Below are 14,951 nucleotides of genomic sequence, written 5' to 3'. Positions count from 1 at the left end.
CAAAATTTATTAATTTTCAGAGTTGGTTTATTAAAAGATAATTGAAAAAACCATATCAATTTATTCAATATAATAAATTTATAAAATATCTCAAATTCCCATTACTATAGGATGATAATACTAAATGAACTTTATTTCGTAAATTTAGATTCTTCTATAAATACCTTAACTAATTTTTTAAATATGCCTTACACGCAATTTAATCAATAAATCACCCACTTTAATAAATGCCTTAATTTGATAGCTAAATTTCTTGTTTCTTTGAAATTCAAATAGTTCATAAAACACCCTAATACTGACACATGTTAGTTAAGTCTTACTCTGCCGCCGTCTATGGTGTGGATGCTTGTCCTATCACGATTGAAGTGAATCCGGGAGGAGCCATTACGCCAGGTAAAAACAACTATTTTACGGTTGGTTTGCCCGATAATGCGATAAAAGAAGGTGCGCAACGCATTGAATCTGCTATACGATCGAGTGCATATCACTATCCTCGTTTGAAGCTGATCATCAATCTGGCGCCAGCCGATATTCGCAAAGAGGGTTCTGCTTATGATTTGCCCATTGCAATTGGAATATTGGCTGCTACCCTTCAAATGAATGAAGACCGTATTCGCCATTATCTCATGATGGGGGAGCTCAGCCTGGACGGTGGTGTAAGGCCTGTGAAGGGTGTCTTGCCAATGGCTATTCTTGCATACAAAGAACAGTTCCAGGGGATTATCATTCCCAAAGAAAATGCCCGCGAAGCAGCCATCGTCGATCAACTGGACATTATCGCTGTAGATAATTTAAAAGATGTGATCGCTTTTCTGGATGGCCGCCTTTCGATTGAACCCTTTAAAGAAACAGATTCAGAGATTGTTCATCATCCATTAAATATCCCTTTAGATGATTTTAACGATGTCCGCGGACAAGAAAATATCAAACGGGCCATGGAGATCGCAGCAGCAGGAGGACACAATTTGATTCTCATTGGTCCGCCGGGTGCCGGAAAAACCATGTTAGCGAAAAGGCTACCCGGAATTCTGCCACCGATATCCATGGAAGAAGCTCTGGAGACGACTAAAATTCACTCCGTTGCAGGCATTCTCCCACAAAACAGCGGATTGGTGCGCTACAGGCCCTTCAGATCACCGCATCATACGATCAGCGATGTTGCATTGGTTGGGGGTGGCTCTAATCCGATGCCCGGAGAAATTTCACTGGCGCACAACGGGGTTTTGTTTTTAGATGAATTGCCCGAATTTAAAAGGGCCGTTTTAGAAGTCCTTCGCCAACCCATGGAAGATCGAAAAGTCACCATATCCCGCGCAAAAACATCGCTAGACTATCCCGCTAGTTTTATGTTGGTAGCGAGCATGAATCCCTGCCCCTGCGGATATTACAATCATCCCGAAAAAGAATGCGTTTGTGGCCCCGGCGTTGTCAAAAAATACCTCAGCCGTATCAGCGGTCCCTTATTAGACCGCATTGATTTACATGTCGAAGTAACGCCCGTTAGTTCCGAACAATTGTTGGACCGCAATGCAACACTGGAGGCTTCTACTCAAATCCGACAAAGGGTCTTATTCGCCAGAGAACGCCAGCAACATCGTTTCCAAACCAACCCTTTCATTCATTTTAATGCGCAAATTCCCTCGGGTGCTGTTTATAAAATTTGTGAGATCAGTGCAGATGGCTCCGCCCTCTTAAAAAATGCTATGAACAGGTTACAGTTATCAGCAAGGGCTTATGACCGAATCTTGAAAGTTTCGCGCACGATCGCAGATTTGGACAACAGTGATTCGATCCGAATCGAACATTTATCGGAAGCGATTCACTTCAGAAGTCTGGACCGGGAGGGTTGGGCGGGATGATGTCAGGAGGAGTGTAGGCTTTCCCGACATAAATAAACTTCTTATTTGCAATAACTGCAGAATGTCGGGAGGCATTTAGGCTTGTAGGAGTATTTTATTATTAACTGTTGACTATTGCCTGCATCTAGGCCTATAGGCATTTAGGCGTTTAGGATTGTAGGAATATTTTATTTTTGACTGTTGCCTACTTGAAGGAATGTAGGCTAATTGGCATTTAGGCTTATAGGAATATTTTATTATTAACTGTTGACTATTGACCATTGACTCTAATTCATTTGTAAAACATTCACAGTTTATTTTCTTCCTGAATTTATCTTTGCCAAATGGAGTCGAGATCCCTCATTTTGCACAATAGTTTAAGCGGAGAAAAGGAAGTTTTTAATCCGCTGATCCCGGGACACATCGGAATGTACGTTTGTGGACCAACGGTTTATTATGATGCCCATCTGGGCAATTGCCGCACCTTTGTTTCTTTTGATATCATTTTCCGTTACCTCAAACAACTCGGATATAAAGTTCGATATGTAAGAAACATCACAGACGTAGGCCATTTGCTCGATGACGGAGAAGACCGCATGTTGAAAGGCGCAAGACTGGAGCAATTGCAACCCATGGAAGTTGCCCAGAAATACACCAATGGTTTTCATGAAATGATGCGCATTTTTAATGTGCTTCCTCCGAGTATTGAACCAAGGGCAACCGGTCACATCATCGAACAAATTGAAATGGTGGAGGCTATCCTCAATAGAGGATTCGCATATGAAAAAAATGGTTCCGTTTATTTTGATACGCTGAAATTTATTGAAGAAAAAAATCCTTACGGAAAATTATCAGGTAGAATTGTTGATGATTTATTGGCAGAATCCAGAGATGATCTCAAAAATCAGGGCGAGAAAAAACATCCTTCTGATTTTGCATTGTGGATCAAAGCGAGTGATGAACATATTATGCGTTGGAATTCGCCTTGGTCTGTAGGATTTCCGGGTTGGCATCTCGAATGTTCTGCAATGAGCACTAAATATTTGGGCGAACATTTTGATATTCATGGTGGCGGTAATGATTTAAAATTTCCACATCACGAAAACGAAATAGCACAAAATGTGGGATCCTGTGGTTGTACGCCTTGCAATTACTGGTTACACACAAACATGCTGTTGCTGAATGGCAGAAAAATGTCGAAAAGCGAAGGAAATACCATTTCACCTGAAGAATTATTCAGTGGCAATAGTCCGCACATCACCAGAGCTTATACTCCTATGGTGGTTCGTTTTTTCTTTTTACAAGCACATTATCGCAGTACGCTGGATATTACCGATGATGCACTACAGGGCGCAGATAAGGCATATAAAAGGCTGATGGAATCCATGCGCATTTTAAATGCACAAATGACGGGTTTTCATCCAAAAGAAGGGGCAAAAGACATCGAAGTAAAAGCTGCCATCGAACAATGTTATACCGACATGAATGATGATTTTAATGTTCCGAAATCCTTGGCCAGCATATTTGAACTTGCCGGTTTGATGAATTCAATAAAAGACGGTCATATTTCTAAAGACATGATTTCTGAAAATACATGGGCGGAAATAAAAGCGCACATGACGCATTTTGTTTTTGATATCTATGGTTTGAAAGATGAAAATCAATCGAATAATTCCCAAACCTTAGATCAACTGATGCAGCTCATCATCGAATTGAGAAAAGATACGCGTTTGCGAAAAGATTTTGCGATGTCAGATAAAATTCGAGACAGCTTAAAAGAAAGTGGAATCCAACTCAAGGATGGGAAAGATGGAACCGAATGGATGTATATTTAATAAAATTAAAAACGTGAAATTTATTAAGCCTTTATTTTTTATTTTGATCCTTATTGGATCTTTGTTTTTACATTCCTGCAAATCTGATAAAGTTCAGAAAAGTCCAACTGTTGAAAAGGAAATTAAGTATCCGTCATTTAACAAAGATAGTGCCTACCATTTTGTTCGCAAACAGGTTTTGTTTGGACCACGCATTCCCAATACATCCGCACACAAAGCTTGTGCAGATTGGATCGTTGAGAAATTTAAAAGTTTTAGTGCAGATGTGATCGAACAACGATTCAAAGCCACTGCCTTCGATGGAACTGTTCTCAATGGTGTCAATATCATAGCCCAATTTAATAAAGAGGCAAAAAGGAGAATCGTATTTGCCTCACATTGGGATACTCGCCCTTGGGCTGATGCTGATCCTGATCCAGCTAATCGCAAAAAATCATTTGACAGCGCAGATGATGGTCCAAGCAGTGTAGGTGTGCTTTTAGAGGTCGCGCGCGCCGTTCAATCTCAACCATTATCAAACATTGGCATTGATATCGTCTTTTTTGATCTTGAAGATTATGGTAGCAACGGAAATGATAAATCATGGGGCCTTGGTTCACAATATTGGTCTTCGAATTTACATTTCACACATAGCCGTCCGGCATATGGTATTCTTTTAGACATCGTTGGCGGTTCCAATCCCGGATTTTATACAGAAGATTTTAGTGTCTATTACGCGAAAGATATCGTAGATAAAGTTTGGAATTTAGCAGATGCCATGGGTTATGCTGCGAATTTTCCTAAAACATCAGGAGGTGGCACCATAGATGATCATTATTTTGTAAATACCATTGCCAAAATTAAAATGATCGACATCATCAATCGTCCGGATGGCAAGCGCTTCCCACATTATCACCATACGCTGAAAGATAAATTGGACGTCATTGATCCATACAGCTTAAATATGGTTGGGCGATTAATGGTTAAATTAATTTACCAGGAAGAGGCCGGAGTATTTTAAGAATATATTTACCGGGTACTATCATCGAACATTAAAATCTATTTACTTTAAATTGAAATGCATTACAGCGAATTGCCTATTTTCGCTACTCAAATGTATTTTATATGAATAATTCAACACGGATTTTATTTTTCATTTTCTTATTTTGTTTTTTAGTATGCCCTGTGTTTTCGCAGGAATGGTCCGTACTTCACCAATTCAACCCGGCTCAGACGCTGCAGAAAATTGAATTTCACAATAAAGATTTTGGAATCACCGTGGGTAGTTTATACAACGGTTCAACAAAAAATATTCACATTACCAGGGATGGTGGTAAAACTTGGATGGATGTGAGTTCGGGATATACCTCTATGCGATTTATGGATATCGCTATCCTCAATGATTCCGTCATGTACATGAGTGGAAATAATGGCATTATCATTCGATCAACAGATGGTGGTTTGAATTGGAAAACCTTAACGACAAATGTTACAGAGCAAATTTGGGGTATTTATTTTATCGATGCAAAAATTGGATATGCTGTCGGCTCTAATGGTTTGATCATGCGCACAAATAATGCAGGCAATGATTGGGAAATAAGACCCAGTGGGACCAACCATTTATTTTATAAAGTTACCGTGACTTCTTCGGGAGTTTGTTTTGCCAGCGGATCAAACATCCTTTTGCGTTCAGAAGATGGCGGCGATTCCTGGCAAGCAGTTGATTTTTTTCCATTCGAACCTCCGGCCGACTGGATTCGTAGCATCCAATTTGTAAATGATCAAACCGGATATGCTTGTGCTGATATCGGACGAATTTATAAAACCAATGATGGAGGAAAGACCTGGTATCGATTGCCTTCTATTACTCAAGAACCCCTTTTTGAATTGCATTTTTTAGATGAAAATTTTGGAATGGTTTGTGGTTTCAACGGTACTATTTTAAAAACCGAAAATGGGGGAATGAGTTGGACCCCAATGACGAGTCCACTCGGAAATGAACATCTGTATTCAATTGATCTGATCGACAAAGACAATGGATATATATGCAGCCATTTTGGAAATGTATTACAATTAAAAAATGCAAGCGATATTGATGATGAATCCAATGATAATTCTGCTTTAATGCTGTATCCCAATCCTGCAAACGATTGGATTCATATTCATGCAAAAAATGAAATTTCTGATAAACAAAAACACCAAGCCACATTGATTGATGGCCATGGACATGTTTTATTGAATTTTGAAATTCAGGAATTTAGTCGCTTGGATATTTCAAATTATCCAGTAGGTATTTATACCATACTTGTAGAAGGAGATTTGTCACAAATTATGAGATTTATCAAGATATAATGAATAATAATCCAGTCGCAATAAAAAATAAAAATTATCGATTTACTTTTTGTTTTATGATGCCGCCGGACACTTCTTTGATACTTGTAATATAAATAAATGCTTTCGGGTCAATTTCATTAATAGCGATCTGTATGCGGTGGATTTCTAACCTGGTAACGATGGTTACAATAATTTCACAATCGTGTTTAATATCAAAACTTCCTGGTAAATAACCGCGTTCTCCCTTATAAACAGAAATGGCTTTATTAAAATCATTTACAATCATTGACTTAATCTCGTCCTCTTTTGAAGAAATTATAGTGAGGGCTGTATATTCTTCGAATCCATCGACGACATAATCCACTGTTTTCATAGCTGTGAAATAAGTCAGGATGGAATACATGCCCGTTTCCAAACCGAAATTGCATGCAGCAATGATGATAATAGCAGAATTAAATAACATGACCCACTCACTGGTAGAAAAACCAAACTTCTTATTGGTATAATCTGCCAGCACTTCCATTCCATCAATGACACCCCCTGCTTTGATAACAAGCCCAATACCCAAACCAATAAAAAAACCTCCAAATACAGCGATCAATACTTTATCGTGCGTAATGGGATTTATCTCCACAAATTGTATGGCAAATACCAAAAGAGAAATTGCAATCAGTGTCTGTATGGCAAAGGTTTTTCCGATTTTTCTATAGCCAATATATACAAAAGGCAAATTGAGAAAAAACAAGGCTAGCCCAATGTTGAAATGAAACAACTCATGAATTAGAATAGATAATCCAGTAATTCCTCCGTCCAGGAAACGGTTTGGAATCATAAATCCTTTAAAAGCAATCGTCGCCAGAATTACTCCAAGTATTGTAAATAGTAATGCATGTGGAGAAAATATTTTCTTCCATTCGATAATATCTCTAACAGGCCCTTTGTGCATACAATAGCAATGATAAGCAATTGATATGAATTAATAGAAATATTAAACCATAATATTTCGGAGTCTCAAAAAAAAATATTACATTAGCTTATACTGAGATTATTTTTAAAAATGAAAACTGAAATTTACGGATTTGATGCATTTTCTCCAGGAGAAGTTGCAGATAGAATTGAAAATATTGGTCTTGTAAAAGCAAGGTTGCCGATGATTTCACTTTTGATGCTAGGATTGTTGGCTGGTGGGTTTATTGCCCTTGGGGCTATGTACAGCACGATCATATTCTCTGATCATGCGATTAGCTTTGGAATATCCCGTTTGTTGGGTGGTTTCGTTTTTTCATTAGGGCTTCTACTTGTGGTGGTAGCAGGAGCAGAATTATTTACCGGTAATAATCTTCTGGTGATGGCCTGGGCTGACGGTAAAATTAGCATGTTTGAAGTTTTTAGAAATTGGTCTATCGTCTTTATAGCAAACTTCTTAGGCGCTTTCAGTGTAGCACTTCTCGTCTTTTTTTCGAACCACGCGTCCATGAATAATAATGGAGTCTCAGAACAATATCTGATCATTGCACAATCAAAATGCAATTTGTCTTTTTCTCATGCCTTTTTTAGCGGAATGTTGTGCAATGTACTCGTGTGCCTCGCTGTTTGGATGTGCCAGGCTGGCAGATCTATCATCGACAAAGTTGTGGTTATCGTATTTCCTGTCTCCGCATTTGTTGCTGCAACTAGTTGCCCTGGTATATTACATCATTTACCGATGGAAAAAACCATTTGATCGAAATATTTAGGAGAAAAATATTTAGATTGGGAGTTTCCCGTTATACCTTTAATACGCTATATCATCAAACAATGCGCATACTAAAAGATCTCTCTGAACTCGTACAGGAAAATGTGATATCTCATGAAATCGCTGAACGGATTACCAGCTATTACGATCAAAAAAACCAAAAGCCTTCAAACAAACTTGTTTTAATTTTTGGAATTCTGGGCGCTTTGCTAGTGGGTACTGGCATTTTATTAATACTGGCTCACAACTGGGATTCTTTATCGAAAATTTCAAAAACATCCTTGGCTTTCCTTTTACTTTTGGCTTCACAGACACTTTGTTTATTTACCTTACTTCGCAAATCCGACAATGCCGTATGGCGTGAATGTTCTGCTGCATTTTTAAGTCTCGCCTTGGGTTCTTGTATTTCTTTAATCAGTCAGATTTACCATATCTCAGGTGATTTCAAACAATTTATTTTAGTTTGGTCATTACTTACATTGCCCCTTGTATACCTCATGCGATCTTCGGTTACAATGTTACTGTTTATAATAGGCATCACCGCATATTTAATCGATTATTCTGTTCAATCCGAACAAATTACAAAAGCATTTATATATCTGCTGCTATTGGCATTCGTCCTACCTTATTATTTCCAAAATATCAGAAAAAATCAAGATCACATTTTACTAACGCTGATTCATTGGGCCATCCCTTTATCCTTGCTGTTTATGCCTGTGACCTTAGCACGTGATAATGGCGAATATGTTTTCATCATTTACTTCAGTCTTTTAGCAGCTTTCCTTGCAGTTGGGCAATCGAATTATTTTAATAGCAAAGTGCCCATCCAGAATGGATATTCCTATATTGGATCTATTGGAACTGTCATCCTATTGTGGATTTTAAGCTTTGATGGTTTTTGGAATACGCTAATAGATAAAATAATTCCATGGAGCTCATGGATGCATACTCCCGAATTTCTTTTTGCAATCATCATTAGCCTTCTTACAATGGCGTTACAGTTATTTCAATTAAAAACCGGAATCCTAACTAAATTCCAAGCTTTACAATTTGTTTATCTGGTATTTATACCTATATTTTTCCTGGGCTTCAGTTCCTCTTTATCCATTTTGTCTATCAACTTACTTTGCTTTTTGATCGGCTTATTAATCATCTTGCAGGGATTAAAAAAGCACAATCTTTCGGAATTAAACTCTGGACTATTCATCATCTCCGGATTGGTGATCTGCAGATTTTTTGATTCAGATCTTAGTTTTGTTCTTCGCGGAGTCCTTTTTGTTTGTATTGGGCTTGGCTTTTTTATTATTAATTATCGAATGTTAAAATCTAAAAAAGACCATGAATCTTAAATCTTATATTTTGCCTTCGTTCATCATATTAGCGTTGATTCAAATTGCAATTCCGGTTAAAATGATACTGGATAATGAAAAAATACACGCTCAAGGAAAAGAATACCGCTTAAAAGCAAAGCTTGAATATCCCGATGCAACGCTGAGCGGAAAATATATTCGACTCTCCTACGAACAGGATAAATTTCCGGTTGAACATGATAGCATTTGGCAAAATGGTGAAACTGTTTTTGTTGTCTTTAAAACAGATTCTTCCGGATATGCTGTGATTGATAGCTTGTTTAAATCAAAGCCAGAATTTACTCCAAATTTTGTAGAAGCTAAAATTAAATTTACTCAGAAAGAAGATATTTGCCGGGTATATCTGGAATATCCTTTTGAAAAATTCTTTCTAGAAGAATCTCGATTATCTAACGAAGCTATGAAAAATTTGCGAACCCGAACAGAAAGTGCGCAGTCTGTTCAGTCCATCATCCGAATTCATTCAGGGAAAGCTGCCATTAAAGATATTTTAATTGATGGTGGTTCTATCCTCAATTTGTAATTCCATTTTACTCTTTTCCTTTATGCTTAATTGTTTTCAGGATTGGGTTTCAGTTTTTTCGCGGCATCTTCGACTTCTTTGGTTGCTTGATCCAACTCTTTTAATTTTTTCTCCCGTTCGGTCAAACCTTTTTCAACCGAATTCAACGATTTTCCATTAAAGGTAAATCCCTTTGCATCCGTATCAATTTTGATGCTAGCCTCTTTTCCCAATTCGCCTGATAACATCCATTTGGCCAATTCATTTACCAGTTCCTTTTGAATAACGCGTTTTAAAGGTCTTGCTCCAAATTGTGGTTCGTAACCCAGGTCTGCAAGGAGTCCTAAAGCCTTTTCGCTTAATTCCAATTGGATTCCTTGATCCGACAAAGTTGATTTTAATGCTTTCAGTTGTAAGCCTGCGATTTGTTTAATTTCATCTTTGGTCAAAGGCAAAAACATAATTTTATCATCAATCCTGTTGAGAAACTCCGGCCTTAAATTTTGTTTGAGTTTTTCGAACACTTCGATTTTCGTTGTTTCCAAAATTTCAATGCGGTGTTTTTCTCCAACGGCTTCCAGGTCTTCAAAATTTTCCAATATGAGTTCCGAGCCCATATTGCTGGTCATGATAATAATGGTATTTTTAAAGTTCGCTACTCGACCTTTACTATCAGTAAGTCGGCCATCATCCAAGACCTGCAATAAAATATTAAATGTATCCGGATGTGCTTTTTCAATTTCATCCAACAAAATAATAGAATAGGGCTTTCTTCTAACGGCTTCCGTTAACTGTCCTCCTTCATCATAGCCCACATATCCCGGAGGAGCTCCAACCAACTTGGATACTGCATGTGATTCCATGTATTCACTCATATCGATTCGGGTCATGGCACGTTCGTCATCAAACAAAACTTCTGCAAGCGCTTTAGCCAATTCGGTTTTACCAACGCCTGTAGGTCCCAGAAAAATAAAGGAACCTATAGGTTTATTGGGATCCTGTAATCCCGATCTTGACCTGCGCACAGCATCGGCAACAGCGGTAACGGCTTCCTTTTGACCAATCACCCTTTTTGCCAACTCTTCTTCGAGCTGGAGTAATTTCTGTTTCTCACTTTGCATCATTTTGCTTAGCGGAATTCCCGTCCATTTACTCACAACGGCCGCTATATCATTTTCAGTTACTACATCCGATGTAAAGCGAGTACCCTCTGGTAAATCTTTCAACTTCTCTTCTGCATCCTTTAATAATTGTTCCTGCTCTTTTAAATCTCCATACTTAAGTTTCGCAACTTTACCGAAATCACTTTCTCTTTCGGCCTTGTCAGCATCCATTCCGATTTCATCCATGCGTTTTTTGATGCCTTGAATCTGATCTACGATTTCTTTTTCAGCCTGCCAACTAGCACGCAGGGATTCGAGTTTTTCCTTTGCATTGGCCAGCAGACCTTCGATGACGCCGACTTTTTTTACATCCTGCTCGCGTTTTACAGCTTCGCGTTCGATCTCCAACTGCTTTACCTTGCGCTCCATTTCGTCAATCTCGTCAGGCACACTGTCAAGCTCCAGTCGCAGTTTTGCTGCAGCTTCATCGATGAGGTCGATGGCCTTGTCCGGCAATTGCCTTTCTGTTATATATCTATGCGATAATTCTGCAGCCGCAATCAATGCTTCATCGTTAATGGCTATTTTATGATAAACTTCATATTTGTCCTGTATACCCCTTAAAATGGAAATGGTATCTTCTACAGAAGGTTCGTCAATGATCACCGTTTGAAATCTTCGAACAAGGGCTTTGTCGTTTTCAAAATACTTTTGATACTCATCAAGTGTTGTTGCGCCAATCGTATGAAGTTCTCCCCTGGCCAATGCCGGCTTTAAAATATTTGCGGCATCGATGGCTCCCTGTCCGCCGCCTGCGCCTATTAATGTATGGATCTCATCGATGAACAAGATGATTTTTCCATTCGACTCAATAACTTCTTTAATAACTGCTTTTAATCTTTCTTCGAATTCACCTTTGTATTTTGCGCCAGCTATTAAAGCTGAAATATCAAGTGAAAAGATCTTTTTATCCTTGAGATTTTCTGGCACATCGCTTTTTACAATTCTCCAGGCAATTCCTTCTACAATTGCTGTTTTGCCGACTCCTGCTTCTCCAATTAATATCGGATTGTTTTTCTTCCGTCTGCTCAATATGTGAAGGATCCTTCTAATCTCTTCATCTCTTCCAACAATTGGATCGAGTTTTCCACTCTCTGCTGCTGCATTAATATTTACGGCATATTTATTTAGAGCATTAAATGATTCATCACTACCTGTATCTGTAACTTTTTTACCTTTTCTCAAATCCAAAATGGCTTGTTTGAGACCTTCAGCTGTAATTTTATTTGCCTTCAGAATTTTTGCAGTGCTGTCGGATCCCTTTAATAAGGCCATGAGCATGGAATCCAATGAAATATAATCATCGCCAAATTCTTTACTGATCGTCTTTGCCTGTAATAAAATATTGTTGGCCTCATTAGACAAATATTGCTTTTGCGCATCCATGATGCGTGGAATCTTTCGCATCTCCGTATCCAGTTCAAATTTGATTTTTTGAATGGAGGCGCCCATTTTTTCAAATAAAAAATCAATCAGTTTTTCGTCAGTCTCCATGATGGCTTTTGCCAAATGGCTGGTGTCTACAATCTGTTGATCGAGTCCGGCTGCAATTTGTTGTGCTTTGAGTATGGCGTCCTGCGCTTTAATGGTAAAGTTCTCGTAGGTCATATTATTATTTTATGTTCAATCATAGCACAAATTAGTAACCAATTTAAAAATTATGACAGGCTGTCTTGTTTAATATAAATTTCAATGAGAAAATGTCTGTTTTCTGACAATTTGACCTATACAAATACTACTCAAGTGGAGATAAATGTTTTTCTTAATTCCCAAACAATTGCTGTTACCCGGGCAATTCAAGTTTTACTGCCTGCCTGGCCAATAACTTCCAGGAATCATCCCTTAAGATCCAGGTTTGACATATGTGCAATTTCAAGTGAAAGGATTTCTCACCTACGTTTCCTTTGATGACAGCATTAAACCTTGCAATCGCCGTTGTTCCTGTTATTTGAATGGAGATACTGTCTTCTGTAATAGATTGGTAAATCATTTTTCGAGTAAAGTTATTAAGGATCAATTCTGCCTTGCTCTCAATCCATCCGTTCGAATGCCCATAAGTCATTTGATCATCGAGCACTTGATGTAGAATAATGGTATCCATAGATACTAGCGCATCGTGGAGTTTTAAAACGCTACTTGAAACGTCAATACTATTCTGTCCAAAAACAATTCCACGAATGAATAGAATGATGAAAACAGAATTAAAAAAAAGTTTCTTTTTCATAAAAGTCAAGTAATCCTTAAAAATAATACTTACAGTTCATTTAGCATCCATCTAAAGTAAACTAAAACCAAATGAAAAGAATTTGAAAAATCTATTTATAACTTTCTGTATAATTCATATGTCTCGGATCTTTACTTTTCTCAGTAAAAACCTTGAAAGTCTTTGTGGCTTAAAAGCCAAAATCAACGAGCTTTAAGCCTGATTCCAAACAGAAATTTTTTTTACTTAAATTATAAATCCGGTGATTATATACTTTGTGGCCCTTTGTGCCTTCGTGGCGAAGAAAAGTCCAATAATAACAAATACTCTCTCTGATTTTCGATTCAATGCACCCCTTGATCCTCCAGCTTCCATTCAGCATACGAGTTAATTGTTTCATCCAGTCGAAGGGCAATTAATTTTAAATGTACCGGTAGCTGCTTTTGTAAAATATCCCTAAAATGAAGTAACAAATTTTCACAACTCGGTTGAACAGGGAAAATTACAATGCGCTCGTATCGCTTTGATAAGGTCTCCACCAAATGAGTGTTTTCCTGTTCAGATAAAACCAAGGCATGATCAAATTCTGACAAAATGTATTGATCAACCATTTTTTTTAAATCTGAAAAATCATAAACCATTCCATCTTTAGGATGTCCTTTGTGGGTTTTGGGTTTTCCCAGGAGCGTCACAAATAATTTATAACTATGGCCATGGATGTTTCTGCAGGGACCATCGTATTCCCACAATGCATGAGCCATATCAAATACAAATCGCCGCGTTATTCTGATATTGTCCATGCTTAAAGAGTACCTCTTCTTCGCTGCTCTTCCTCAATGCTTTCAAACAAGGCTTTGAAATTGCCTTTCCCAAAAGATTTCGCACCTTTGCGTTGGATGATCTCAAAAAACAAGGTTGGTCTGTCTTCTACAGGCCTTGTAAAAATTTGCAATAAATAACCATCTTCATCGCGGTCAACCATGATTCCTAATTTTTGCAATTCCTGAAGATCTTCTTCAATCTGCCCTACGCGTTCCAAAACGGTATTGTAGTAATTGCCGGGTACATACAAAAATTCAACTCCTCGTTTTCTCATTTCTGCTACCGTAAACCTAATATCATCTGTTGCTACAGCAATGTGTTGACAACCCGGGCCTTTATAAAAATCCAGATATTCTTCAATTTGAGATTTCTTGAGCCCTTTCGCCGGTTCGTTTATTGGAAACTTAATCCTTCCATTGCCATTGGTCATAACCTTACTCATCAAAGCTGTGTACTGGGTAGAGATATCTTTATCGTCAAAGGTGACCAGGTTTGCAAACCCCATAACTTCTTCATAAAATTTTGCCCATAAATTCATACCACCCAACTCGACATTACCTACCATGTGATCGATGTATTTTAATCCTGTCTCTCCTGGCTTATAATCCGGGTTCCAGGGCTTATAACCCGGCAGAAAAAGTCCTTTATAATTTTTGCGCTCAATAAATAAATGAACCGTATCCCCATAAGTATGTATTCCTGATTTTACGATTTCTCCTGATTCATCGGCAACTCTAACGGGTTCCAGAAATGCTTTTGCTCCCCTTGATACTGTTTCATCATATGCTTTTCTTGCATCATCTACCCAAAGTGCTATATATTTCACACCATCGCCATGCACGCGAATGTGGTGTGAAATTTCACTGTCTGGATCAAATGGCGTGGTGAGTACCAATCTGATTTTACCCTGGCTCAGTACATATGAGGTTCGATCTTTATTGCCTGTTTCCAAACCCGAATATGCCAGTGCCTGAAATCCAAAGGCCGTTTGATAATAATGTGCCGCTTGTTTGGCATTACCAACATAAAACTCCACAAAATCTGTCCCGTTTATTGGGAGAAAATCTTTTGCCTTTTCAAATATTTTTTCCCCTGAATAATTGTAATTCTTTACTGTTGTTAGATCTTTCATAATTTTCATTTTAAAATGAACAACAAATAAAATTTCAT

Annotated in this window: 12 protein-coding genes; 7 read left to right on the top strand and 5 right to left on the bottom strand. The window is 38.0% G+C overall.

The features are described 5' to 3' along the window. Window positions 1-302 precede the first annotated feature (302 nt). The 4 genes from IPM92_14080 (at window position 303) to IPM92_14065 (ending at window position 6,004) form a co-directional block, all read left to right on the top strand. Window positions 303-1,859 (top strand): YifB family Mg chelatase-like AAA ATPase, encoded by a 1,557-nt coding sequence (locus IPM92_14080; GenBank protein MBK9109460.1) that lies wholly within the window; start codon window positions 303-305, stop codon window positions 1,857-1,859. A 323-nt stretch (window positions 1,860-2,182) separates the two neighbouring features. After that, window positions 2,183-3,673, top strand: a complete 1,491-nt coding sequence (locus IPM92_14075; GenBank protein MBK9109459.1) for a cysteine--tRNA ligase — start codon at window positions 2,183-2,185, stop codon at window positions 3,671-3,673. A gap of 46 nt (window positions 3,674-3,719) precedes the next feature. Further along, window positions 3,720-4,673 carry a M28 family peptidase gene (locus IPM92_14070; protein MBK9109458.1) on the top strand — a complete coding sequence of 318 codons (954 nt, stop codon included), beginning with the start codon at window positions 3,720-3,722 and terminating at the stop codon, window positions 4,671-4,673. Window positions 4,674-4,777: 104 nt separating this feature from the next. Next, a complete protein-coding gene (locus IPM92_14065; GenBank protein MBK9109457.1) occupies window positions 4,778-6,004 on the top strand; it encodes a T9SS type A sorting domain-containing protein in 1,227 nt (408 codons plus the stop codon). A gap of 34 nt (window positions 6,005-6,038) precedes the next feature. On the opposite strand, the gene IPM92_14060 is transcribed toward IPM92_14065, so the two are convergent. Next, window positions 6,039-6,932, bottom strand: coding sequence for a YitT family protein (locus IPM92_14060; protein ID MBK9109456.1), 894 nt, complete (start codon window positions 6,930-6,932; stop codon window positions 6,039-6,041). A 111-nt stretch (window positions 6,933-7,043) separates the two neighbouring features. Here IPM92_14060 and IPM92_14055 point away from each other — a divergent pair, with 111 nt between their 5' ends. The 3 genes from IPM92_14055 to IPM92_14045 all read left to right on the top strand — a co-directional run bounded on the left by IPM92_14055 (window position 7,044) and on the right by IPM92_14045 (window position 9,614). Beyond that, entirely contained in the window at window positions 7,044-7,709 is a 666-nt protein-coding gene (locus IPM92_14055) for a formate/nitrite transporter family protein (GenBank protein ID MBK9109455.1), read from the top strand. A gap of 74 nt (window positions 7,710-7,783) precedes the next feature. Further along, window positions 7,784-9,070 (top strand): DUF2157 domain-containing protein, encoded by a 1,287-nt coding sequence (locus tag IPM92_14050; protein ID MBK9109454.1) that lies wholly within the window; start codon window positions 7,784-7,786, stop codon window positions 9,068-9,070. A 10-nt stretch (window positions 9,071-9,080) separates the two neighbouring features. Continuing rightward, window positions 9,081-9,614, top strand: a complete 534-nt coding sequence (locus IPM92_14045) for a GDYXXLXY domain-containing protein (protein MBK9109453.1) — start codon at window positions 9,081-9,083, stop codon at window positions 9,612-9,614. A gap of 26 nt (window positions 9,615-9,640) precedes the next feature. On the opposite strand, the gene clpB is transcribed toward IPM92_14045, so the two are convergent. From clpB to hppD, 4 genes are all read right to left on the bottom strand, one after another. Beyond that, entirely contained in the window at window positions 9,641-12,364 is a 2,724-nt protein-coding gene (gene clpB, locus IPM92_14040) for an ATP-dependent chaperone ClpB (GenBank protein ID MBK9109452.1), read from the bottom strand. A 175-nt stretch (window positions 12,365-12,539) separates the two neighbouring features. Next, window positions 12,540-12,980, bottom strand: coding sequence for a nuclear transport factor 2 family protein (locus IPM92_14035; protein ID MBK9109451.1), 441 nt, complete (start codon window positions 12,978-12,980; stop codon window positions 12,540-12,542). Window positions 12,981-13,303: 323 nt separating this feature from the next. After that, window positions 13,304-13,759: a 6-carboxytetrahydropterin synthase gene (locus tag IPM92_14030; protein ID MBK9109450.1), complete on the bottom strand. Its 456-nt coding sequence runs from the start codon at window positions 13,757-13,759 to the stop codon at window positions 13,304-13,306. A 2-nt stretch (window positions 13,760-13,761) separates the two neighbouring features. Beyond that, window positions 13,762-14,913, bottom strand: coding sequence for a 4-hydroxyphenylpyruvate dioxygenase (hppD, locus tag IPM92_14025; protein ID MBK9109449.1), 1,152 nt, complete (start codon window positions 14,911-14,913; stop codon window positions 13,762-13,764). Window positions 14,914-14,951 lie beyond the last annotated feature (38 nt).

The organism is Saprospiraceae bacterium (assembly GCA_016719615.1).
Classification (GTDB): Bacteria; Bacteroidota; Bacteroidia; order Chitinophagales; family Saprospiraceae; genus Vicinibacter.
This window is presented reverse-complemented; position numbering and strand designations above follow the sequence as displayed.